This is a genomic window from Wenjunlia tyrosinilytica (assembly GCF_014646055.1).
In the GTDB taxonomy this organism is placed as follows: domain Bacteria; phylum Actinomycetota; class Actinomycetes; order Streptomycetales; family Streptomycetaceae; genus Wenjunlia; species Wenjunlia tyrosinilytica.
In genome coordinates this window covers 1-22,397 of record NZ_BMMS01000055.1, presented here as the reverse complement: position 1 = coordinate 22,397, position 22,397 = coordinate 1, and the positions used below count along the sequence as shown (strand labels likewise).

19 protein-coding genes and 3 pseudogenes are annotated in these 22,397 nt (G+C 71.0%); 8 read left to right on the top strand and 14 right to left on the bottom strand.

Going from position 1 to position 22,397, the window contains the following annotated elements; all coding sequences use genetic code 11:
* Both IEY86_RS37215 and IEY86_RS33815 read left to right on the top strand, forming a co-directional pair.
* Positions 1 to 207 (top strand): hypothetical protein (locus IEY86_RS37215; RefSeq protein ID WP_229699006.1); only part of this gene is annotated, 207 nt, incomplete at its 5' end.
* A 33-nt stretch (positions 208 to 240) separates the two neighbouring features.
* The gene (locus IEY86_RS33815; RefSeq protein WP_189135731.1) at positions 241 to 1,488 is read left to right on the top strand and encodes an MFS transporter; all 1,248 of its coding nucleotides are present in this window, start codon (positions 241 to 243) and stop codon (positions 1,486 to 1,488) included.
* A 45-nt stretch (positions 1,489 to 1,533) separates the two neighbouring features.
* On the opposite strand, the pseudogene IEY86_RS37210 reads toward IEY86_RS33815, so the two are convergent.
* The 3 genes and pseudogenes from IEY86_RS37210 to IEY86_RS38370 all read right to left on the bottom strand — a co-directional run.
* A pseudogene (locus tag IEY86_RS37210) lies at positions 1,534 to 1,806 on the bottom strand (helicase associated domain-containing protein); the annotation flags it as partial.
* A 245-nt stretch (positions 1,807 to 2,051) separates the two neighbouring features.
* Positions 2,052 to 2,129: a WD40 repeat domain-containing protein gene (locus IEY86_RS38375; RefSeq protein WP_373287132.1), complete on the bottom strand. Its 78-nt coding sequence runs from the start codon at positions 2,127 to 2,129 to the stop codon at positions 2,052 to 2,054.
* A 98-nt stretch (positions 2,130 to 2,227) separates the two neighbouring features.
* Positions 2,228 to 3,139 (bottom strand): annotated as a pseudogene (locus IEY86_RS38370) (WD40 repeat domain-containing protein); the annotation flags it as partial.
* A 443-nt stretch (positions 3,140 to 3,582) separates the two neighbouring features.
* Between IEY86_RS38370 and IEY86_RS33805 the strand changes: the two are divergent.
* Entirely contained in the window at positions 3,583 to 3,816 is a 234-nt protein-coding gene (locus IEY86_RS33805; protein WP_189135735.1) for a hypothetical protein, read from the top strand.
* Positions 3,817 to 3,890: 74 nt separating this feature from the next.
* On the opposite strand, the gene IEY86_RS33800 is transcribed toward IEY86_RS33805, so the two are convergent.
* The 4 genes from IEY86_RS33800 to IEY86_RS33785 form a co-directional block, all read right to left on the bottom strand.
* On the bottom strand, positions 3,891 to 3,995 hold the full coding sequence (locus tag IEY86_RS33800; protein WP_189135730.1) for a helicase associated domain-containing protein: 105 nt from the start codon (positions 3,993 to 3,995) through the stop codon (positions 3,891 to 3,893).
* Positions 3,996 to 4,062: 67 nt separating this feature from the next.
* A complete protein-coding gene (locus IEY86_RS33795; RefSeq protein WP_189135729.1) occupies positions 4,063 to 4,806 on the bottom strand; it encodes a hypothetical protein in 744 nt (247 codons plus the stop codon).
* Positions 4,803 to 5,276, bottom strand: coding sequence for a hypothetical protein (locus IEY86_RS33790; RefSeq protein WP_189135734.1), 474 nt, complete (start codon positions 5,274 to 5,276; stop codon positions 4,803 to 4,805). Before IEY86_RS33790 ends, IEY86_RS33795 begins: the two co-directional genes overlap by 4 nt.
* A 385-nt stretch (positions 5,277 to 5,661) precedes the next feature.
* A complete protein-coding gene (locus IEY86_RS33785; protein ID WP_189135733.1) occupies positions 5,662 to 5,799 on the bottom strand; it encodes a hypothetical protein in 138 nt (45 codons plus the stop codon).
* Positions 5,800 to 6,058: 259 nt separating this feature from the next.
* Here IEY86_RS33785 and IEY86_RS33780 point away from each other — a divergent pair, with 259 nt between their 5' ends.
* The gene (locus tag IEY86_RS33780; RefSeq protein ID WP_189135728.1) at positions 6,059 to 6,406 is read left to right on the top strand and encodes a hypothetical protein; all 348 of its coding nucleotides are present in this window, start codon (positions 6,059 to 6,061) and stop codon (positions 6,404 to 6,406) included.
* A 483-nt stretch (positions 6,407 to 6,889) separates the two neighbouring features.
* On the opposite strand, the gene IEY86_RS33775 is transcribed toward IEY86_RS33780, so the two are convergent.
* On the bottom strand, positions 6,890 to 7,333 hold the full coding sequence (locus tag IEY86_RS33775) for a ricin-type beta-trefoil lectin domain protein (protein WP_189135727.1): 444 nt from the start codon (positions 7,331 to 7,333) through the stop codon (positions 6,890 to 6,892).
* 285 nt (positions 7,334 to 7,618) lie between these two features.
* Positions 7,619 to 7,840: a hypothetical protein gene (locus IEY86_RS33770; RefSeq protein ID WP_189135726.1), complete on the bottom strand. Its 222-nt coding sequence runs from the start codon at positions 7,838 to 7,840 to the stop codon at positions 7,619 to 7,621.
* 372 nt (positions 7,841 to 8,212) lie between these two features.
* Between IEY86_RS33770 and mobF the strand changes: the two genes are divergently transcribed.
* Together mobF and IEY86_RS33760 are read left to right on the top strand one after the other, a co-directional pair.
* On the top strand, positions 8,213 to 10,198 hold the full coding sequence (mobF, locus tag IEY86_RS33765) for a MobF family relaxase (protein WP_189135725.1): 1,986 nt from the start codon (positions 8,213 to 8,215) through the stop codon (positions 10,196 to 10,198).
* Between the two features lie 1,246 nt (positions 10,199 to 11,444).
* Positions 11,445 to 11,753 carry a hypothetical protein gene (locus tag IEY86_RS33760; protein ID WP_189135724.1) on the top strand — a complete coding sequence of 103 codons (309 nt, stop codon included), beginning with the start codon at positions 11,445 to 11,447 and terminating at the stop codon, positions 11,751 to 11,753.
* 21 nt (positions 11,754 to 11,774) lie between these two features.
* Here the strand turns inward: IEY86_RS33760 and IEY86_RS33755 are convergent, their stop codons facing one another.
* Positions 11,775 to 12,308 (bottom strand): NUDIX hydrolase, encoded by a 534-nt coding sequence (locus IEY86_RS33755; protein WP_189135723.1) that lies wholly within the window; start codon positions 12,306 to 12,308, stop codon positions 11,775 to 11,777.
* Positions 12,309 to 12,679: 371 nt separating this feature from the next.
* Between IEY86_RS33755 and IEY86_RS33750 the strand changes: the two genes are divergently transcribed.
* Positions 12,680 to 13,204, top strand: coding sequence for an AAA family ATPase (locus IEY86_RS33750; protein ID WP_189135722.1), 525 nt, complete (start codon positions 12,680 to 12,682; stop codon positions 13,202 to 13,204).
* A gap of 295 nt (positions 13,205 to 13,499) precedes the next feature.
* The gene (locus tag IEY86_RS33745) at positions 13,500 to 14,879 is read left to right on the top strand and encodes a replication-relaxation family protein (protein WP_189135721.1); all 1,380 of its coding nucleotides are present in this window, start codon (positions 13,500 to 13,502) and stop codon (positions 14,877 to 14,879) included.
* A 120-nt stretch (positions 14,880 to 14,999) separates the two neighbouring features.
* Here IEY86_RS33745 and IEY86_RS38550 read toward each other — a convergent pair.
* The 4 genes and pseudogenes from IEY86_RS38550 to IEY86_RS33715 form a co-directional block, all read right to left on the bottom strand.
* A pseudogene (locus IEY86_RS38550) lies at positions 15,000 to 15,077 on the bottom strand (hypothetical protein); the annotation flags it as partial.
* Positions 15,058 to 16,557 (bottom strand): helicase associated domain-containing protein, encoded by a 1,500-nt coding sequence (locus IEY86_RS37200; RefSeq protein ID WP_444545857.1) that lies wholly within the window; start codon positions 16,555 to 16,557, stop codon positions 15,058 to 15,060. The pseudogene IEY86_RS38550 and the gene IEY86_RS37200, both read right to left, overlap by 20 nt.
* A 231-nt stretch (positions 16,558 to 16,788) precedes the next feature.
* Positions 16,789 to 19,851, bottom strand: a complete 3,063-nt coding sequence (locus IEY86_RS37740; protein ID WP_189135719.1) for a tetratricopeptide repeat protein — start codon at positions 19,849 to 19,851, stop codon at positions 16,789 to 16,791.
* Positions 19,829 to 20,302: a hypothetical protein gene (locus tag IEY86_RS33715; protein WP_189135718.1), complete on the bottom strand. Its 474-nt coding sequence runs from the start codon at positions 20,300 to 20,302 to the stop codon at positions 19,829 to 19,831. The genes IEY86_RS37740 and IEY86_RS33715 overlap by 23 nt, the downstream gene beginning before the upstream one ends.
* Positions 20,303 to 22,397: the final 2,095 nt, after the last annotated feature.

Below are 22,397 nucleotides of genomic sequence, written 5' to 3'. Positions count from 1 at the left end.
TCGACATCACCTTCGACGGCCGCCTGTCGGCAGCCCGCCAGTAACCCCAACTACCCCAGTTACACCGCTCGTTTGACAGACCCACACCGGGTCAGCGGTACCGTCGAGTACGTCATCCTGGCGCCGACCTGGGACGGAGGGCGGTGCCTGGAGGCCAGTCTTGAACAGCTTCTGGCCTCCGCGCGGAGCCGGGACTCCGCGACCTGACACAGCACCGACCCGAGGCAAGAGGAGACGCCGTTGTCGTACCGCGGTCTGGTCAGCAGGAACATGGGCATCTGGTCGTTCACGGTGGCTGCCAGTCGGCTGCCGGTGGCGATGGCGCCCTTGGCGTTCGTGTTCCTGGCCCGGGAGACCACGGGTGGCTACGCGCTCGGCGCGATGATGGCGGCCGCCTACACGACAGCAGAGGCCGTCGGTGCCCCGCTGCTGGGAATCCGGCTGCGGAGCCGGTCGTTCCGCAGAGAGATCGCCGCAGGGCTCCTCGTCAGCGCGGTGTTTTTCGCCGCGCTGGCACTCGTCCCCGACGCGTCGTCTCCCGTGGCCGTCACGATGGCAGCAGCGGCAGGTGCGGCGGGCGCCGCGGGTCCCGGGGCATTGCGCGCCATGGTGGCGGACCTGGTTCCCGGCCGGCACCTGCACTCCGCGCTCAGCTGGGAGTCGTCGCTGAACATGTCCGTGTGGGCGGCCTCTCCGGCACTGGTGGCCGCGTCCGCGGTGCACTGGTCGGCGACCGTGCCCTTCTTCGTCGCCGCAGCGGCGACGACGGTAGGCGCCGTCTGCGTGCTTCTCCTGCCGGAGAAGACCGGGCGTCCCGAGCCGGACAGCCCGACACGCGGCACTGCCAGGCAGTTGGCTTCGGCCTGGCGGATCTACCTCACCAGCGCCGCCGCGATGTATTTGCTGGCGACCGTCGAGCTTGCCCTGCCGGCGCTGCTCGAGCAGCGCAACGAACCCGTCGGATACAGCGGGCCCATGCTCACCGGCTTCGCACTCGCCAGCATCCTCGCAGGGCTCCTGTACGGGCTGCGCACCTGGCCCGGCAGCCCCGAGCTCCACAGCACTCTTCTGCTGTACGGCACCATCGCGGCGGCGGGCGCGTTCGCCGTGGTCCCGGTACTCGGCGCCATGGCCGGCCTGCTTGCCGCGGCAGGGGTGTGCCAGGCCATCGTGCTCATCGCCCGGAACCTGTCACTCCAACAGTCCCTCCCCACCGACTTGCACCCCGTCGGCTACTCCCTCCAATACGCCGGAAGCGGCATCGGCTACGGCGCCAGCGCAGCCGTGACAGGCCTCCTCCTCACCCACACCCAGCCCTCTGGCACAGTACTGATCACCGCAGCCGTCACCCTGGCCCTCGCCACAGCCACGCTCACCGGCCGTACCCGGTCGGCGGTTGGCGGTCCTGATGGGGTGGGAGACGATCACCAACTGACTGGGAAACCAGCCTCACAGCCCTCCAACGCACCAGGCCCTTCCTCTCCATGAATACCCTGCCACCGTGCTGACTTGGCGGGGCCAGGTGATCGCCTTCAGCCCGCCCTTCCTGGGGAGGTTGGCCATGTGCTGCCCGACCGGCGTCAGGCCCTCGGCCCCGCTCTCGCCCCACACGGCGTCCTGGCGCGGGGCCAGGTGGCCGTGCGCACGCCGGATGGAGCGGAGCATCGCAAGCTTGGTCTCCCAGGCTTCCTCGCCGGGCCCTCACACCATCCCGACGTCGTCGGCGTCCAGCAGCTTCTTGCGCCGTTCCTCCAGCTCGCCCGCCCCCAGAGCCTTGCGCTGTTCGTGGACCCAGCGCCCGAGCGGGCCGTACTCGAGGCCCGGGTCGGGCAGTGGCTACCGCACCGGTGGGCGGCACCTCACCACGATCGTGCGGTCGATGGTGTCCGCCCACCTCTGGCGGCAGGGGTGCTGCACGGGACGGGCGTAGCTGATCTAAAACGGGAGCGATGTCCAGCATGTGAGTGAGGCTGCGCAGGATGCCGTACCCCGGCCCGATCGTTCACCAGTGTCGTCCTTTGGCGCGTGAGGCGGGGGCTTTGTCCCTGCTGTCAGGGAGTGATCCACAGCCGCATCGTCCGGTCACGGCCGGCGGTGGCGAGGAGGTGTCCGTCGGGGGAGAACGCCACCGCAACGACCGTGTGGGTGTGGCCGGTGAGGGGGTTGCCGATGGGTTGTTGGGTGGCCGGGTTCCACAACCGCACCGTGGTGTCATGCCGGCAGTGGCGAGGAGGTGTCCGTCGGGAGAGAACGCCACCACATAAACCGGGGCGGTATGGCCGGTGAGGGGGGTGCCGATGGGTTGTTGGGTGGCAGGGTTCCACAGCCTCACCGTCTTGTCTTGGCTGGCGGTGGCGAGCTGGTATGCGTCGGGCGAGAACGCCAGGGCGAAGACCGGGCCGACGTTGGGGACGGGGCCCAGAGGTACCGATTCGCCGGTGCTCAATGTGCCCAGCAGGGCGCGAGCAGCGGGACCACCAATCCGGCCCTCCAGTGCCCGCTCTGGTCGCTGCGCCTCGTACAGCCGCACCGTCTTGTCTTCGCCGGCGGTGGCGAGCTGGTGTCCGTCGGGGGAGAACGCCACCGCACGGACCGTGCTGGTGTGTCCGGTGAGGTTGCCGATGGGTTGTCGGGTGGTGGGGTTCCACAGCCGCACGGTGTGGTCGAGGCTGGTGGTGGCGAGGAGGTGTCCGTCGGGGGAGAACGCCACCGCAACGACCGGGCCGGTGTGTCCGGTCAAGGTGGCGGTGCACCAGAAGTCGTTCGGAATCGGCTGGGTCGCGGGTCGGCTGCGGTGTTCTGGGCGTTGGGCGCCGACGGGGGCTTCCTTGTACGGGACGCGCACGTCCGCGGCCGCCCGTTGGGGCTCATGACCGCGAGCGGGCGTCTGTGGGTCCGTACTGTCAGTGCTCCGGGCGGCCTGGTCGGCCGGGTGGGTGTCGGAGACGGTGGGTGCCGCTGTCGCTGCGGTGGTGCGCGGGGGGCGGGGCGAGCCGCCTGTCCGGCGCAGGTCCTCCACACGCGCGGTCTCCACTGCCTGCCAGCGCGTGCGCCATGCGGCCACTTCCGGGGCGGTGCCGACCGGGGCGTGCGGCTGCCCGTCCTCGTCGAAGCAGAGCAGCGTGCGTACCAGGGCCATGAAGAAGTCCAGCCGTGGCAGCCGCTTTCCCTTGAACGCCTCACTGAGCGCGGAGACCGACAACGGCGTCGGGCCCTGGGCGGCGCGAGCTGAGATGCCGCGCAGGGACGGCGCGCCCCGCTGGATCCGCAGTCGGCGCAGATCCCCGGCGAGTGCGGCTAACTGCTCCTCGAACCTCCCGCCCGGCTGCGCGCTGCCGTCGGCGGTGCTGGCCGTCTGTGTCACGGTGTCTGGTCCCCCGGGGTCGTGTGTGCCGACCAGGTTAAATGACCGGGAACCGGACAGTGCCGTACTTGCCCGAACGCCTGCGAACACCCTCGAACCCGGGAGGGGTGTCCGGCCGAACACCCCCCGCGTGCGGCGCCGTTCCCGCCTGATCGCATCCATGCGCATTCGTTCGTGCCATGGAGGCCGACAGCACCTGCGGCGCTGGAATTTCAGGCATGGCCGACAACCCGAACACCCCGCCGCCCCGCACTCCTCCTGCCCCCAGCCACCTCGACGATCCGCCGTTGCTGACGGTGCACTCCGCCGTGGTGCTCCTGACGGCATGCTTCATCGGCGCGATCATCGGCGGGATGACCTTCCTCACCGGAGGCCCCGCAGCCGGCGCCGTGCTCGCCGGCCTGACCGGCGCCGGAGCCACCACACCAGTCCTGCGCACCCTGATCCGCTGAAGCACCACAGCCACCCCTACCACCCTCAGCCCACCACCCTCAGCCCACCGACACGCGCCGCGGCGCGGGTCGTCCTACGCCGTCCAGACGATGCCCAGCCCGTTGAGCGCCTCCGCCCGCTCCGCGGTCAGCATCCCCCGCCTGCTGCGGATGTTCGACAGCCACACACCCAGGCGCACCGCGTGCTCCTGGCCGTCCTCGCCGACAACCCGCTCAGTCGTGGCCTACCAGGGCCTTCCTCGCGTCTTAGGCGCAGGTGGGCAGATCCGTGAGCTTGACACCGTTGAAGAATTCGACGTACACGGCGGTCGCCCACTTGCCGATGTCCAGCTTGAGCCAGGTCTTGTAGGGCGGCGGCTTGGGGCCGCGGTAGGCGGTTCCCACCTCGTACTTTAGGTGCCGACCGTTCGTGATGGCACAGGTCACGGTGATCGGTTTGCTTTCTGTGAGATGCTCGCCAGGCACGCCGCCCTCGTACGGGCTGGAGTAGAGGTAGGCGCCCCTGCACTTGGAAGTGTCGTCAGCGCAGCTGGGGCCCCGATCCTCGGTGTACTGGATCCGGGCGGCGAAGGTCTTGGGCGCCTCCGGGGCGCTTTGGGTCGGGCCTGGGGAGCCGTCGTCCTTCTTGCTGGTGTCGCTGTCCGTCGGCAAGGAGGAGCCGGAGTTGCTTGGTCCGACCGAAGGCCCGTGCGCCGCAGTCTTGTTCTTCCCTCCGTCGCCCGAGGCCTCGCCCCCCCAGTACACGCCGCCGACGACGACGCCGACGACGCCGATGATGCCGAGTGCCGTGAGCGCCAATAAGGGCATGCTGCCGGGCTGCTGGGGGAGGTTCACTACCTGGGCGTTGTTCCCGGTGAGGATCGGGGCGTGGTTGTTTCCCCCGACCACCACCGACCGCTCCCCGGAGGTCTGGGCCTGTGACGGCGTGGCCGCGCCGGGTGCGGGGCTGCTGGTGCCGTCCGCGCTGTGCCGGGTGGACCGTGGCGTCACGATGCGGGCCCCTGACCGGTGTCGCCTGTGGTGATCGGCCCGTGGCTGTTCCCGCCGATCGCCACCGACCGCTCCCCGAAGGCGGCCGCGCCCCGTGGGGGCTGCGCCGGCCCGGCGGGGCCTGCCGGGGGCGAGGGGGCCGGGGCGGGGCTGGCAGCGGTCGGTGCCGCAGCCGTGGTGCCGCCGGTGGTGATTGGCGCGTGGTTGTCCCCGCCGATCGCCACCGACCGCTCCCCCGGCGCCGTGACCGGCGACAGGGCGGGAGTCCGCTGCCAGCCGGTGGCGTACCCGTAGCCGCCCATGCCGGCCAGGGCCGCCACTGCGGAGCCGACTCCGCACGCCACCGCCCATCGGGTGGCGTCGTCTTGGACCACCGGCGCCAGGACCAGAGCCCCGCACAGCCACGTCGCCACGGCGAACGCGGCGACGGTGACCGCGACCGCCGTCACCCATCTGCCGACCCGTCCCACCAGCCACCCCCATCCTTCCCCGGCGCTGGGCCGGACCTGCCGTCCACCAATGTCCAGCACTCCACCACGTCGGGGGGCGACCACCCCAAGCCGCACGGCGCTCCCCTCCCTCGCCTGGGACGAGTCTCCCAAGACCAGAAAGGCACTGTATGACGATACGACAAGCAACCGGCTGGTAACTTTGCCTCTGGGGTCAGAGGCAGGACTCCGGGGCACAGATCCCCGCGAGTTCGCGAAAACTGAAGGTTCTTCAGCGGGAACCCGAGGTCCAGGGCTGCCATTGCCGGGGATGGTCCCGTGGATTCGTGGCGAACACGCTGGATCGGCTTCGATGCCGACCTGGAGAAGCCGACGGGCGGAGTCCGCGTAGCGGATGGCGGCCTTCTCATCGATACCCGAAGACGAGCGCGAGGTGGAGCGGGTCGGCGCCGTGGGTGAGGGCCACTTCGAGCCGGCCGTCGGCGCGGAGCCGTTCGAGGGCGGCGGTGAGGTCGCACTGCGCACGACACCTGGGCTGGCCCAAATGCCAAAGCTGCGCCCACTACCGCGTGGATCCCGCCCTGGGCACCGTGTGCGACTCCTGCCGCACCGCAGACAACCCACACACAGCCGCAGCGGCGGCAGGCCCCCAGCGCCGGTCTGATCCCGCTCTGGCGGACGATCACCCCCCGGCCCCCCGCGGCAAGCCCGTCCGGGCAGTGATCGTCCGCCGCAGGGGCGCACAGCGCCTCCAGACCCCACCGCCCTACCGGGGCGGGCACCCCCTTGAGAGGATGGACCGCATGAGCGAGGTGGAGGAGCTGCGCCGGCGCCTGGAGGCGCTGGAGGGTGAGGTGGACCGGTTGCGCGAGGAGAACGCGGCCACACGCACCCTGGCCTCCATGGCGGACCGCGACGTGGCCGAGATGCGGGCCGCGCTGCGTGCGCACACCCAGACCCTCGGCGCACTGCGGGAGACGCAGCTCGACCAGAGCCGCACCCTGGACGCCCACGGCACCGTGCTGGAGGGCCACGGCCGCACGCTGCGCACCATCGCCGACGCGGTGGGTACCCTGGTCACCGGACAAGCCGCGCTCGCTGAAGCGGTGGAGCGCCTGAGCGCCCGGCCGCCTGAGCCGGGCACCACCTGAGAAGCCGTCACCGCCGGGCAAGTTGTTCCCCACCAATGGCGACCAATGGCGGAGGTCCGTCAGGGTGCCAACCGCTGACAGCAGACCATCGCGCCGCGGGCGGTGCGCTGCTCCCGGCGCGGCACGGCCCGCTTCTCGATGCCAGGAATTCCGGCAGGAAAGCACCATGCCGGACAGGGCTTTCGCGGCCGGACTGCCGTCCCCGATCCGGAAATTGGCCACGTGTGATTCGTGCGGTAAGTGGCCCGGTTACCGGGTGAATTTGGCGGGCCGGGGCGCTCCCTGAAATTGCGGCCCCGGCCTTGGGCCTTCACCGGGTGCAGCCATCCATGAGGGACGGACCGGACCAGGGGCGTCCCTTCCCGTGCACGCCCGGGGCCTGCTGCGCTCATCCCCGCCCCGGTGAGCGGCCGTAGTGAGGACGGTCGCCCTTTCGGGGTGGTGCCCGGGTCGGCGGTCGACCCGGGCACCCGGTTCACGCCTTCACTCCATGAACTGGAAGGTCCACGCCTGACGCGGGTTGTCGACGTCGAGTGGCCTCAGGGCGATGCGGGGCGGGAAGATCTTCAGCAGGCTGAGGTCCAGGGCCAGCTCCTGGCCGTCGACGGGGCCTCCAGGGACGACGACGTGGAAGGTGTGCGGCTGCGAGCTCTGGTAGAGCGCCCACTCGCGCGGCTCGGGGTATCCGACGACCGGCTTGTTCATCTCCGGGCCGCCGTCGAAGGAAAGACAGGTTTCGCTCCTGAGATTGCGGATCGTGCAGTTGCCGTTGCCGAGTACCTCCAGCTGCCATTCCTGCTCGCCGGGGTTGCCGGCGGGCGGCAGCAGCACAACGGGTGTCTTGGGCTCCGACGAACCTCCCTCCATCGTGAGAAGCTGCTCGCCGGGACGGGCGATCATGTAGACGCCGTTCGGTACAGGTGCCACAGCCGACTCCACTTCTGATGTGCGGTGCCCACGCGGGGTGCCGCCGTTCCTTTGGGCCGACGAATCCCTTCCCTGCCAAGACGCGACAAAGGGCAGCCGCCCCGCCGTCCGATGTGATGAACGCAGGACAGGGCCGGAGGTACCGGGGGAGGGGCGCTCGGAAGTCTCCTGGCCGGGACACTTCCGGCTGGACAATCCGCAGAGGGCCAGCTTCCCGAATCTGGGAAACCGGCCCTCTGCCGTGATGGTGCCGCTGGTCCGGCAGGGAGCCGGGCGGCCGTTCGGTCAGTCCTGGAACTCGGTGCTCTTCACGCCGTAGAACGTCGGCTTCGCGGGCCGGACCTCGGACTGCGCCAGAGTGTCGGCGAACTTGACGAACCCCTCGCTGCGCCGGACGACGTTCAAGAACTTGCCCAGGGCATCCTTGTCCTCCCACAGCTCTTGCGCGGTGCTGATGATCAACGACTTCAGGTGATCCGACTCGGTCACGGCCTCGTTCGCTGCCACGGTGTTTCCCCTCCTGGCCAACGGGACAATCAGCCAATCAACCGCCGCCCGCCGCCCGCAAGAGCGCATCGGTTGGGGTCGGTGAGGATCGAGTGGCCTCCGATCCGGCGCCACACGACGTGGCGGGCCCGGAGACCCGCTCCCGGCCTGTTCTAGAGGGGCGGTGCTCCTTTGGTGGTGGGGAAGTCCCTTGGTGGGTGTCTGTGGTGGGGGGGAGGGTGGTGCTGGAGAGCGATGACACTCGTTGCCTGGTCGGAGCCGGTTCCCGCCCGGTGGGCGCCTGGGAGGAAGGTTCGGCCGCTGCTCCCGTCTGGAGGGACGTGCAGGTGATCGCGCTTTCCTTGCAGGTCAGGGATGTGTGGCGTGGTCTCCATGATGGATATCGCGAAGATCACCGCCGGTCAGATGTACCGCTACTACATGTGCCGGGTCGTCGTCGGCGACGGCCGCCGTCCGGCCCGCACGCCGCTCCGCGAGGTCCAGGAGGAGGCCGGTGTCCCGGCCGGGCGATGGATGGGCCGGGGCTTGGCCGTCCTTGGCCTGGTGGCTGGGGAGGAAGTCACCGAAGCGCAGCTGCGGTCCTTGTTCGGGGAAGGTCGGCACCCGTACGCGGAGCGGATCGAGGCCGACCGGCCGGCAGCGGGGCAGACGCCCGCGGCCGCGCGGCGGGCCGGGGCGCTCGGTCGGCGGGTGAAGGTCACCGGGGTCGACCTCGTCTTCCGCCCGCAGCCGACCCTGAACCTCCTGTGGGCGCTCGGGGACGACAAGACGCGAGAGGCGATCGAGGCCGCGCACGAGCGGGCCGTCGAGCGGGTGCTCACCTGGATCGAGGACGACGTCGCCGTCATCCGGTTCGGGGCCGGCGGCGTCTACCGCACCCGGCCCGCGCACGGCCTGGTCGCCGCGCGCTTCCGCCACTACGAGGCCCGCTCCGGGATGCCGCTGCTCCACGATCACCTCCTGCTGTCGGTCAAAGCTCAGCGTCTGGACGGCACCTGGGGCTCGGTGCACACAGAGGCCCTGTACGAGACGGCTGTCGCCGCGTCGGCGCTCTACAACGAAGTCGTGATGGCTGAGGCGTGTGAGGCGTTGGGGCTGGCCTCCGAGCCGCGCACCGTCACCGCCGGGCGCCGCCCGGTGATGGACGTCGCCGGGGTGCCGCACGAGCTGATCGGATGGACGGCGCGCCGCAGCGAGCAGATCGCCGCCTGCCTGGAGGAGCTGGAGCACGAGTACGTCACCGCCGTCGACGGCGACGGGAAGCCGCGGTTCCTGCCCGTGGTCTCCGAGCGGGCCCGCGCCAAGCTGAACCGGATCGCCGCGAAGATGACCCGCCCGCCGAAGCAGAGGGCCCGGCCGCTCGCGCAGCTGCGCGCCTGGTGGAAGGCGAGCGCGATCCTGAACTTCGGGGTGGAGCTCATCGACTCGCTCCTCGAGCGCGCCCGCGCCGCGGCCGCCGCGATCCGGTCCCGGGTCGCCGCGGTGGTCGACGTCGCCCTGGCGGCCGTCGACGTCACCGCGATGGTGTTCGTGATGAACGGCGGAGGCCGGTTCCACCGCCGGCACCTGCTCGCCGAAGCGCGCCGTCACCTCGCCCTCGTCCTGCGCGGCCGCCGCCGCGATCCCTGCCTGGACGAGCACATCGTGGACGCCGCGCTCGCCGCGTACTGCCTGGACATCAGCGAGCCGAAGACGCTGCGCGGCCGGATGTCGCAGTACCGCCTCTACACCGCCCGGTGGGCCCTGCCCGACCTCGAACCCGCCCGACGCCCGCCGGCCACCGTCCCCGACCCGGACCGGCAAGCCCCGGCCGACCCGGGCGCACCGGCCGCGCACCGGCCCCCGCACCAGGAGCCGGGGCAGTGGCAGACACCCCGCGTCCCGCTGCGCTACGACCGCGCCGTCCTGGCCGGCGCGGTGGTGCGGGAGAAGCTGCGCACCGCCACCGCCGGGCGGGGCCGGGTGTACGACGCCGCCGCGCACCAGCAAGCGGCGATGCCCGAGCAGCTGCTCACGCACCGGGACGCCGACACCGTGCCGGACCGCCCGGAGAACGAGCCCACCGAGCGGCTGCGCCGCCTCCAGGACGCCTTCACGGAGGCGGCCGACCGGGCCCACACGGCGCTGCGGGCCCTGGAGGAGCCGAGTACGGACGTGGAAGCCTTGAACCTCACCGCCGAGCGGCTGCGCCGCCTCCAGGACGCCTTTACGAAGGCGGCCGACCGGGCCCGCACGACGATGGACCGGTACGCCGACCGGGAGGACGCCCCCGCACCGCGCAAGGTGCGCGAAGACGACCAGCGGGTGCACCGTCGCGAACAGCCCGGACCGCACCAAGGGCGAGGAGCCAGCCGCTGAGTGCACCCGATGCAGCGCACCCGATGCGGCGGTGCGCACCGTGCGCATGGTGAGTGCGCACCAGCCGGTGTGGCCGGTGCGCGCTGACGGTGCGGCGGTGCGCACCGACGATGCGCCGCATCCACCCTGGTGCGCACCTGTGCGTTTCCCCTTGGCCTGGGCCCGGGTCGAGGGCAAACGCATCGCACCGGCCCCCACCTGGTGCACGGGATTCCGTGTGGATGGTGCGCACCGGTGCGCCCGGCGATTGCGCACCGCTCCCAGCCGTGCGCACCGGCCAGTGGGCGGCGCGCGCAGGCGATGCGCAGGCGATGCGCGCCAGGTGCGCGGTGGTGCGGCTACCGGTGCGCACCGGTCACGGGGTGCGCCGCGCGGGCCCGCTCCGGGTGCTTATCGCGCATCGCCTGCAGAGCGCGGGGGACGTCCTCCGGTTCGTCGGTGAGGATCTGGCGGGTGAGGTGCGCGGTGGTGTGACCGATGCCCGGCGCAGCAGCGGCGGGGTGTGCATGGCCCGTGCGCGGATTGCCGTGAGGTGGATGGCGCCGATCTCGTCCGGGGTGAAGGAGTCGGCGCAGGGCTCGGTGTCGTCGGGCAGTGCGGCCACGGTACGACCGGTTTTGCTGATGGCCGGGCTGTACCGGGCAAGCCGAAGTGGGCCCCTGCGGGGCTCACTTCGAGGGCCACTTGGGATGAGCCGAAGCTCAGGAGTTGTCACCAGCGGGACCGGCTGAGCTGGTGAATGGGGACGGTCGAGGCAGCCTGGTTGTCACCAGCGAGGCATCTGACTTGTCACAGACGCTCATTCAGCAGTCTTTCTGTCACCAGAAACAAAGATCGGGAGCATGAGGTTCTCCACGGCGCTTCGATGAGGTCATGGCTGCTACACGTGCTGGGTCGGGAAGGGTAGGCAAAGCCGCTGACCCCGGGTCCGTCTGGTCGCATCAGTGCAGCTGGGAGGACCTTTTCGTGCCGACCGACGTCGACGCGGGCAGGTCCGGCCTAGATCTGGACGACGGCTGGACGAGACGGTGGGCGGTCTCGTGGCGGGCCAGTGGGGACGATGCGTCCTGCTCGGTGCACGATCTCGTACAGGAGCCGGTGCTCACGAGCGACCCGATGCGGCACTTCACGTGGCGCCGGGACCAACGGCACCGTCCTGGCCTGCAGTTCCTGACCAGCACCGGCCGTCATCACGGCGCGGAAAGCCTGGAGGAGAGCCGGGTGCTGCTGGCCCTGGACTTCGCCGGTGACGTGGTGGCACATCCTCGCTCAGCTCCCGGTCCTCACAAGCCACCGAAAACCCATCAGCGATGACCGCAGACGCCTGGCCGTCAGCGCCTACATCTGGACCCGCGCCACCGAAGGCGAGCCCGACTTCGCCCCCTGCCCACCGCACATCGCACCCGATCCAGCGCTACGCGCTGTCTGGACGCGGGAGCGGCACAACGTCTTCCACTGGCTCCGCACAACGGACTACCAGCCCTACTACGGCGCCCTCAAGCCGCTGCTCGAAGACCACACCGAGCACCTGACCAAGGCGATCGATAGACGCTGAGCCTGAGCGTGATGGGCAAGGTCAGGACCGCGCGGTCCGGAACGCCAAATACCGACTTAAGGCTTCGTGGCTGTCGGGGGTGAAGCGCCACTCCAGCAGGGCCGACCGCAGCTCGGGCTCGGTCAGCCAGCCATGCCAGGCGACCTCATCAGGATCGGGGACCACGGCGTCCGGGACCACGGCTTCGTGCACGCCGAGCCAGTGAGGGCTCAAGCCGCTGCGGTTGATGAACGTGAACAGCAGGCGCGGCAGCGCACGAATGCCCAGCTCTTCGGCCAGCTCCCTCGCGGCGGCCTGTTCATAGGACTCGCCGACATTTGCGGCACCACCGACCTCGACCTCATAGAGCCCGGGGAAGCGCGATACCTGCTCCGACCGTCGGTGGACGAGGAACCGTCCACGCTCATCACGACACACCGTCACGGCGACTCGGTGCAGCCAACCCTCCTGGATGGCCTGCCGGCGGCTGACCACCATCCCCAGCACACGATCTTGATCGTCGACACGCTCCACCAGTTCATCCACGACGCACACCCTGGCAGAGCCCACTGACATTGACGCTTCCCTGAGCCCGCAGAGGCCGACCCAGGAGAAATCCCGGTCCTCACACACCATCGAAAACCCATCAGCGACGACCGCAGACGCCTGGCCGTCAGCTCCTACATCTGGACCCTCGTCACCGAAGGCGAGCCCGACTTCGCGCCCTGCCCACCGCACATCGCACCCGACCCAGCACTACGCGCCGCCTGGACCCGGGAGCGACACAACGTCTTCCACTGGCTCCGCAAAGCTGACCACCAGCCCTACTACGGCGCCCTCAAGCCGCTACTCGAAGACCACGCCAAGCAACTCGCCAAGGTGATCGACCGCACCGGATCTTCTACTCTGCCTGTCCACGTGGCCCACACGGCGCTAGCGTCAAGTCCATGATCGTATGGCTCAACGGCACCCACGGCGCAGGCAAGACAACGACCAGTGCGCTCGTCCAGCAGCTGATCCCGGACTCACGGGTGTTCGACGCCGAGAAGGTCGGCGAGACACTCATGGACATCAAGCCAGGACTGCCCGCGACGGACAACTTCCAGCACTGGCCGCCATGGCGGCCCCTCGTGGTCGAAACCGCCCGACGCATCCTCGACTACACCGGCGGAGCCCTGGTGATGCCCATGACCGTCCTGGTCGAGCAGTACTGGCGCGAGATCAGCTCAGGCCTTGCCCAGCACGACATTCCGGTCCGGCACTTCGTCCTCCATGCCGACCAGGACACCCTCCGCGCGCGCATCGCGGGCGACACCGTTCTCGGCCCCAACTCCCCGTTCCGTCTCCAATACCTCGAGCCCTACGCCGAGGCGGCCCGCACGTGGCTGCACGCCGAGGCCGAGGTCGTCGACACCACGCACCTCGCCCCCGCCCAGGCCGCCCAGCAGATCGCAGAGGCCGTCAAGAGTTGAGACCTTCCGGCGCCGCATCTCGCAGGTGACAACAAGACTGCCTATGTGACAACTACCGTGCTTCGGCTCATGGGAACCCACTTTGGTGCCCGGCACCCCGGGAACGTGAAAACTACCTGTTCAGGCCCGGAATGGGCGCGAATTCCATGCCGTCACGACCCTCTTGTCTCCTGCTGATGTCCGTATGGGAGGAGATCATCGGGTTCCGGGGGCCGCACGCCGCTCCCGGGCCGGGCGCGGTCGGCCGGTGGCTGGCCGGTGGCCGGCCGCGCGTGATGAAAAGGGGGCAGGGCTGATGGCGGGGAAGCGGAAGACCAACCCGGCGGGGTCGACGAACGATCTGCGCGGCGATGTGCTGCGCGTGCTCGGGGTGTTGAAGGTGGCCACGGCCGACCAGATCCAGCGCATCGGCGCTCCGCACCTGAGCTACCGCCACACCACGAAGCCGACTGCCTCCGAACGGAGGACGGCCCGCACCGCCGCGCACACCGGCGCGCTCTCCGACATGCGCAGGCACGGCCTCGCCGAGAACGGCGGCACCACCCGGACCGGACAGACCCTGCGGAACCTGACCCCCAAGGGCCTTCAAGCCGCCTCCTACGAACTGCACCGCCCGCCGACGGAGATGGGCTCCACCGCCCGCGGCGCGGGCTCCAGCGGCGCCTCCCACCCCATGGCCGTCAACGAGACCGTCATCGCCATGCTGCGCCCGAAGCCGAACCTCGCCAGGCTCACAGGCGAGCCGGCCGAAGCGGTCGCCGCCGCCCGGGTCGCCGTCGACGCTCCCGGCGGGATCGGCACCATTGCGTCGTACTGGACAGAGGTATCGCTGCCTGCCACCGGTACCTGGAACGCTCCCGGCAAGGGCGGTGCCCAGGCCGACATCGTCCTGACCGCGCCACAGGACGACGTACCTCTGCTGTTCATCGAGGTCGACAACTGCCATGAGACGGCTGAGGAGATTGCCGACAAGCTCGAGAAGTACGCCCGGTTCTTCAAGCGGAGGATGAAGGACACCGACGGCAGAGAACGCCCGATGTGGCGTACCCGCTGGACAGTGCCCGCAGGACGGATCGGGGACGTACCGCAGCCGCCGGTCCTGCTGGTGTTCAACCGCATCGGCGACCGCAACCCTGACCGCACCGTCCCGCGCCTTAGAGAACTCACCCGGCACCTGTGGGAAGGGGAGCGGCAGCGCGGCGGTCACCACCTCTACGACGGGAAAATCCCGATCATCGCGACCGGACTGCGGAACCTGCGCGCACACGGCCCGGCCGACCCGGTGTTCCTGCGCTTCGGCCGCGGCCACATGCAGCCCCTCCCAGAAGCGATCGGCAACCCCCGCGCAGTCGCCGCCCAGGCCCGGGAGCAGGAGCAGATGCGGGCCCGCCAGGAGGAATACCGGGCGCAGCTGCGCCGCGAGGCCGAGCAGAAGGCAGCCGAGCGTGAGACCCGCCGCCCCGTCTGCGCCGACTGCGGGAGGAAGTTCACCGACGACCGATGGAAGACGGCCGAGGCATACCCGCAGCCGGGGCAACAGTGGCATCCGACGCTGTGCGACAGATGCGAGGACCAGGCCGTCGAGGCCGCGAGCCGGACCGAGCACGAGCGCCGGGAACAGGACCAGGTGCCCGAGCAGAAGGCCGGCGGCTGGCTCTCCCGCCGTCACCCCTGACCCGGGCAAGCCTCCCGCCGACAGCGAGCGCAAGCCCAAGGCGCCCCCGGACAAGCCCCACGACCACCGCATCCCGACCAGGGACAGCTGCTCCACCCGCTCCGGGGTCAGGGTCGCCGCTCGGGACCGCTGGTTCCCGACCCATGCACCCAGCCGGAGGTCCCGCTGCTCCTGGTCCTCACCGTCGGCCCTGCCCACGGTGACTGTCTCGACGTGCTTGCGCGGCACTCGAAGGTGCCCCCTCGCGCTCGAAGAACTGCCGGGCGGCGGCGAGGTGCATCGCCCACTTGTCGGCCTGGCCCGTGCGCGGCCTCGGTTTCTCGTCCTCGCCCGCGGGCTCGATCCCGAGGACGTGCTCGCACATCCACTGCTGCACGCCGGTGAGCTGGTCCCACCCGAGCCTCACCGACTGCACCCACCGCCCCAGATCCTCGCCCTGGCGCACGACCTCGCCTGTCGTGGTGGGCAGCGTCCCGCCGGTGTCCAGGTGCAGCCGGGTCAGGTGGAAGCACCGCTGCCACGTCACCGGCCACGCGGGGCACCAGGACGCGTCGATCTCATCCAGCTGCTCGCGCCGCTCCGACGACATCGCACCGGCCGACGACATCGCACCAGCCGACGACTGAACCGGCAGCCCCTCGGCACGCCGCTGCTCGATCTGCTGCGCCTTCCGGGCGGCGGCCCGCGCGTTCTTCAGCCAGATGCCCACCGCGGCGCCTTGGAAGGTGGCGTCCAGCGGCGCCAGGAGGTGCCCGTTTTCGGCGGCCCACCCGCGTGCGGCGGTCAGACCCTCTTCCCACGCAACGTCGAAGTGCGACCAGACCATGCCGAGCTTGTCCAGCTGCGTGACGCGGTCCTCGTCCATGTCCCCACGGGCGTAGAAGCGGCGGGCGTCGGCGGTCCACTGCCCCAGCGGGAAGTTCGCGAGCGAGGCCGGCCACCCCGCGGCTTCGGCCTCGTCCCCGGCCGGGACGCGGTACGCGAACGGCACTCGCAGGTCGCCGTGTTCCCGGGCGTAGATCACGGCGGCCTCCACCCCGCGCCGCCAGTGCTCGTGTTCCGGGTTGAGGACCCGCAGGTTGATGAACGCGGCGAGCGCGGCCGGGTCGCGGGGCGTGGAGAACTTCAACAGGGCCTTGGCGGGGGCGCTGACGCCTCCGGAGCCGTCGCCGCTCCCGCCCGTGCTCTTCCCGCTCCCGTCCTCCATTGCCTTCACCGCCGTCCTCACCCTGGCCGCCACCCTCACCACCGCCCTGACCGCCCTGACCGGCGGCACGCAATGACACGCGAGCACCGCCGCCCCGTCCATGAGCGTGGCGTACACGCGGTTTTCCCGTCCGGCGAGCCCGGCCAGGGCCAGGTCGCGGGTGGGGGCGTGGTCGGCGAGACCGGCCAGGGCGTGCACGCCGCCGGGGCGTACCGCGGCGGAATCGTCGCCGAGTTGGGAGACGGTGAGGCGTTCGGTGTGCGGGCGGGTGGCATCGCGCAGGGCGCCAACCTCGTCGACCCGCTGACGCCGGTGGGCCACGACCAGGGCGACCAGGGCGCCGGCCCCCGCGACCACCCCGAAGGAGAGTTTCACCAGCTCGAAAAGCGTCTTCGAGGTCGGCCGGTGCTCGGGTTGCAGGCCCTGGGCGCCGAGCAGGTCCCACCCGGCGAAGAACACGGCGGCGGCCACGTGATCGCGGCGGCGAAGGCCAGAGCGAGGACGGTGCCGACAGGCCAAAGGCGTAAGCCGCGCCGTTCGGACCGGCGCCGACGCCGGGGCAGGTTCGAGGTCACACACCGCAGGACTGATCGGACTCCGAGCCCATTGCACTCGTCCCCCGATCGCCATCCATCCCGGGTGTCGGTCATGACTTCGTCATGGCCCGCCATCGCGGTGGCCCGCAGCGGATCCTTCTCGCCTTCAGCGTGTGAGTTTTCGCCACAGTGCGGGCAGTCCCCGAGGCCGACGCATCGCATCCTGAGCGTTGCCGAGGTTGTTCAGCGCCGTGCTTTCGCCGTGTCGGTCGTCGAGTTCGCGGAAGGTGTCGGCTGCCTGGGTGTGGGTGTCGATGGCCTCCTCGAACCTGCGCATCTCCTGCAGGGCGAGGCCGAGGTTGTTCAGCGCTTGGGCTTCGCCGTGGCGGTCGCCGAGTTCGCGGCAGATGGCCAGGTCCTGGGTGTGGGTGTCGATGGCCTCCTGGAACCTGCGTACCTGCTGCAGGGCGGTGCCGAGGTTGTTCAGCGCCGTGCCTTCGCTGTGGCGGTCGTCGAGTTCGCGGGCGATGTCGGCTGCCTGGGTGTGGGTGTCGATGGCCTCCTCGAATCTGCGTACCTGCTGCAGGGCGGTGCCGAGGTTGTTCAGCGCCCGGGCTTCGCTGTGGCGGTCGTCGAGTTCGCGGAAGGTGTCGGCTGCCTGGGTGTGGGTGTCGATGGCCTCCTCGAACCTGCGCACCTGCTGCAGGGCGAGGCCGAGGTTGTTCAGCGCTTGGGCTTCGCTGTGGCGGTCGTCGAGTTCGCGGAAGGTGTCGGCTGCCTGGGTGTGGGTGTCGATGGCCTCCTCGAACCTGCGCATCTCCTGCAGGGCGAGGCCGAGGTTGCCCAGCGCTTGGGCTTCGCTGTGGCGGTCGCCGAGTTCGCGGCAGATGGCCAGGTCCTGGGTGTGGGTGTCGATGGCCTCCTCGAACCTGCGCACCTCCTGCAGGGCGGTGCCGAGGTTGTTCAGCGCCCGGGCTTCGCTGTGGCGGTCGTCGAGTTCGCGGGCGATGTCGGCTGCCTGGGTGTGGGTGTCGATGGCCTCCTCGAACCTGCGCACCTGCCGCAGGGCGTTGCCGAGGTTGTTCAGCGCCTGGCCTTCGCTGTGGCGGTCGCCGAGTTCGCGGCAGATGGCCAGGTCCTGGGTGTGGGTGTCGATGGCCTCCTGGAACCTGCGTACCTGCTGCAGGGCGGTGCCGAGGTTGTTCAGCGCCGTGCCTTCGCTGTGGCGGTCGTCGAGTTCGCGGAAGGTGTCGGCTGCCTGGGTGTGGGTGTCGATGGCCTCCTCGAACCTGCGCACCTGCTGCAGGGCGAGGCCGAGGTTGTTCAGCGCCTGGGCTTCGCTGTGGCGGTCGCCGAGTTCGCGGCAGATGGCCAGGTCCTGGGTGTGGGTGTCGATGGCCTCCTGGAACCTGCGTACCTGCTGCAGGGCGGTGCCGAGGTTGTTCAGCGCCGTGCCTTCGCTGTGGCGGTCGTCGAGTTCGCGGAAGGTGTCGGCTGCCTGGGTGTGGGTGTCGATGGCCTCCTCGAACCTGCGCACCTGCTGCAGGGCGAGGCCGAGGTTGTTCAGCGCCCGGGCTTCACTGTGGCGGTCGCCGAGTTCGCGGCAGATGGCCAGGTCCTGGGTGTGGGTGTCGATGGCCTCCTCGAACCTGCGCACCTCCCGCAGGGCGAGGCCGAGGTTGTTCAGCGCCCGGGCTTCGCTGTGGCGGTCGCTGAGTTCGCGGGCGGCGGTGATGGCGTGTTCGGTGGTGGTGAGGGCGTCGTGGAAGTGGCGGCGTCGGCGGAGGTAGACGGTCAGGCACTCGGCCAGGGAGACGGCGGTTGGCAGGTGGCCGGTGGTGGCGGCGAGGGGGACGGTGTTGGTGAGGTTGGGGCGTTCGGCGTCCAGCCAGGCCAGTGCGGCAGCAGCGTCGGGGAAGCGGTCGGGCACGGGTTGGCCGGGCAGGGCGCGCAGGTGGTCGTCGGCGGCGTCGGTGGTGGTGTAGTAGTGCTCCAGCAGGCGGTTAAGAGCCTGCTCGCGGGGCGGGCCGTGGTCGTGGCGCTGGCACAGTTCGGCGGCGTACAGGCGGGTCAGGTCGTGCATGCGCCAGCGGCCCGAGCCGACGGGCTGCTCGCCGGTCAGGCCCGCCCCGGCCAGCGCGGCCAGGTCCTGCCGGGCGGCCCGTAACGGCCGGCCGGTCAGGGCGGCGGCGGTGTCGGTGGCCACGTCGGGGCCGGGGTTGAGCGACAGCAGCCGGAACAGACGCGCGGGATCCTCCTCCAGGCGCCGGTAGGACAGCTCGAAGGCGGCCTGCACGCCCAAAGAGCGCCCGTCCCGGTCCTGGTAGCGCAGGGCTTCCAGGCGGGTGCGGGCGTCGGCGAGGGCGTCGGCCAGGCCTGCTATGGGCAGTCCGGGGTCGGCGGTCAGCTGGGCCGCGACGATCGTCAGCGCCAGCGGCAGCCCCCCGCAGCATCCGGCGACCTCCTGCAGCGCCCCGGGTTCCTGGATGGGGCGCGGGTCCTGGGGCCGGGCCCGGGTCAGAGCTCCGGCGATCAGGTCGGCCGCCGACCGGGGGGTGAGCTGGTCCAGGTTGATCAGGCGGGCGGCAAGATCGGGGCTGGCCAGGGTGTCGCGGGAGGTGGCCAGCAGCCGGTGCCCGGGACCGGCGGGCACCAGCGGCAGCAGCTGCCCGGTGGCGGAGGCGTCGTCGGCCAGGACCAGAACCGGGCCGGCCTGCGCGCGGCGGGCCAGTGCGGACCGGTACAGGCTCTCCTGCTCCCCAGTCGTCGGGGGCAGGTCCTCGTCGCGGATGCCCATCGCCCGCAGCAGGGCCTCCAGCGCCTGGCTGCCGCTCACGCATCCGGCACGGTCGTAGCCGCGCAGGTGCACGAACAGCGTGCCCCCGCCGAACCAGCCGCGGGCGCGGGCCTGGTGGGCGGCGTGCAGGGCCAGCGCGGTCTTGCCGACCCCGGCCAGCCCCGTCACCACCACCACCCCCGGCCCCGCCCGATCGGGGTCCAGCGCATCCAGCAGCTCACCGGCGCGCTCCTGACGCCCGACCAGCTCCACCGCGGCCGGCAGCCCGGCCACGGCCTGCGGCGCGGGACCGGCCCCCACCCCCCACACCGTGGTCGTGCTGTTGTCGACGTACTCGTTGTGGTACTGGTCACGCCCGGCCTGGTTCACCCGCGCCCGGCCGGAGGCGGTGGCCTCCTGGGAGATGCGGTCAGGGCCGCCGCTGCTGGTCATCGTCCCCCCGCCCGGTGCGCTGGTGCCCCCCGACCTGGGTGACCGACGCGTCGTGGGACGCCTGGGCCTTCTGCTCCACCCGCCCCGGCCCCCCGCCGCCACCGGCACCGGCGGGGGAAGAAGCGGTGCCCTGATCCCCGCCGACCTGGTTCACCCGCGCCCGGCCGGTAGCGGTGGCCTCCTGCGACACCGCAGGGCGCACCGACCCCGACCCCGACCCCGACGACGCCGGCGGCGGGGGCGGGGCGGGCTGCTCGCGGCCGGCCCACCAGCCGACCGCGGTTGCCGCCACCGTGCCCACCACCGTGGCGAACGCGGTCGCCACCATCCACCGGTCGGCCTGCGCCTCGGGCATCCACGCGAACGGCACCGACCGCCCCACCCACAGACACCCCCCGAACACCACGGCCGCCGCCACCACCGTGACCGGCCACCGCACCCAACGCGCCATCCCCCACCCCCATGGTCCTCATCCCGCCCGCAGCCGCCTGCCGCGGGCCGGCACACCAACCTACGCCGCACACTCACCAGCTGTCCGCTGAAGAACACGCATGGTCACCACCCGCAGTTCCCGGACACCCACACCCACGGATCGCAGCTCCTGACACACCCGTTACCAGCACCCCAAGTTGTCCCCCGACAACTCGGCACGGGGGTCCCACCAAGGGCCACCCACCCAGCGGCGAAGACATCACCGCGAGCCGTGCGCCGCTCTCCGGCAGCGCCGCGGCCCGCTTCTCGATGCCAAGAATTGCGGTACGGTCCGAAAGCACTGCCATGGCTGAATAGCCGTCTAATTGGCAGCAATCGTCATATCGAATTCGTCCGGTAAGTGATACCGCCGAAAAGTGCAATGGCGGGTCGGGGCTGCGCCCTGAATGTGCGGGCCCCGGCCCTGGGCCTGGGGGTGCAGCCATCATGTGGGACAGACCGACCAGGGACGTCCCTCCCCGTGCTTGCCGCAGGCCTGCCGCGCTCATCCCCGCCCCACCCGCCCCCGGCCCATGCCGGGACTCACCCGTTCGCCGCACACCCGTGGCCGGTAGCGGGGGGCCGACCGGACCGCCGCGGGGGAAGCCGGCCCCCCGCTGCCGGCCCGGCTTCCCCCGATCCGGCACCGCGTACCCCTCCCGGCCCGGCTGCCGTCCGCTCCGCTGTTCACCTCTCCCGGTCCCGGCCGGGCATCGGGGGCCGGCTCCACGGGAGAGGCCCTGTGTGCGCACTCACCACGGCCGGCAGCATTACTTGCGCCATCACTTGCACTATTCCTTGCGCCATTCCTTGCGCCATCACTTGCGCCCGTGCGCAGCGGGCGCGCGCATCGTCCCTGTTCAGCGGTGGTTTTCGGGACTCACCACGGCTGGACTTCCCTCGTCAGCCGCCCTGCCTGTGCCCGTGGTGGGGTGGGGGAGTGGCGCGTGGTGGTGCGGCAGCTCGGGAAGCGGGGGCGCTGCGCTGTGCTGCGGGGGCCCGGCCGGGGCCGGGAGGTGCCGCTGTCGTAGCGGCGTCGGGGGGTTGGGCCCGGCGGCCGGGTACGGGGGTTCCCCGGCCGCCGGAGCACAAGGCCCAGCGTAGGGCGCGGCAGGCTTTGGAGAGCGGAGCTTGGCCGGGGGACGGGCAGCGCACCGCAGGGCTTTGGGCGTGGGATACGGGGCGGGTTTCGAGCGCGGCTTGCGCGGTGGCACGCACGGTGGCGTTCGTGATGACTCCCCGGTTTCCCTGCGGGATACATCATACCTGGTCAGGAGCGGTTTTGAGGCGTGGTTAGGTACCTGACACTCTTGGGGGGACTGGAAGGCTGGAATGGTGGTGTTCGGCGGAGTCAAGGGGAGAGTTCCGGGCGGGCGCTGCGCTGTGCTTGTCGTGGCCCGCAGCGGCACCGCGCCCCCGGGAGGTGGGCGCGGGCTGGTTGGTTGCGGGGCCGCTCATGGGCCCGCAGGGGTGGGTGCGGGGCGCCACTGCGCAAGCCAGCTGCCGCCCGCTATGCGCTGTCGCCCAGCCACACCCACCGGCCGTTGGCATCCGGCCCGTACCAGGACCTCCCACCCAGGACGGCGCACCCCTGCGCCACCGTGGCCACCCCCGGACCCTGGTCCAGCGGATCCACCGGAATCACCTCCCCATCCAGCGGACCGCCGTGCAACTCGACCTCCACTCACCCCTCAACAGCCATGGCCCCGATCGTGCCGCATCCCCACCCCCGCCGGGGCTTGGAATGCCGATAGGATGACGACGATGAAAAGCCGTCACCCTATCGGCGCGACAAAGCCTTTCAGTGATGTCGCGTCAAGGATTTCAGCGTCTCAGAAGAGCCCAGAGGGAGCCGGGACCGATCCCAGTCTCTACCCGGACATCACAGTGATGCACTAGAAGGAGCGACCGGGGCCAGAGAGGACGGCTCAAAATCCCAGACCGCACCCGGGCAGAGTTTTGATGCATGCCGGTTCCGACCTGCACTCACCTCCCGTACCGGCAGGGGCTCCTGACCCCCTGCCACCCGGCCCGGACAGCCAAGCTGCCCCCTCCCCGCTGCTGCCAGCCTCGAT

Excerpts from the sequence above, each read along its gene's own strand:
- IEY86_RS33805 (WP_189135735.1), top strand. The coding sequence starts at position 3,583 with ATGGCCGACAACCCGAACACCCCGCCGCCCCGCACTCCTCCTGCCCCC.
- IEY86_RS33780 (WP_189135728.1), top strand. The coding sequence starts at position 6,059 with ATGAGCGAGGTGGAGGAGCTGCGCCGGCGCCTGGAGGCGCTGGAGGGT.
- mobF (WP_189135725.1), top strand. The coding sequence starts at position 8,213 with ATGATGGATATCGCGAAGATCACCGCCGGTCAGATGTACCGCTACTAC.
- IEY86_RS33755 (WP_189135723.1), bottom strand. The coding sequence starts at position 12,308 with ATGTCAGTGGGCTCTGCCAGGGTGTGCGTCGTGGATGAACTGGTGGAG.
- IEY86_RS33750 (WP_189135722.1), top strand. The coding sequence starts at position 12,680 with ATGATCGTATGGCTCAACGGCACCCACGGCGCAGGCAAGACAACGACC.
- IEY86_RS33745 (WP_189135721.1), top strand. The coding sequence starts at position 13,500 with ATGGCGGGGAAGCGGAAGACCAACCCGGCGGGGTCGACGAACGATCTG.
- IEY86_RS37740 (WP_189135719.1), bottom strand. The coding sequence starts at position 19,851 with ATGACCAGCAGCGGCGGCCCTGACCGCATCTCCCAGGAGGCCACCGCC.
- IEY86_RS33715 (WP_189135718.1), bottom strand. The coding sequence starts at position 20,302 with ATGGCGCGTTGGGTGCGGTGGCCGGTCACGGTGGTGGCGGCGGCCGTG.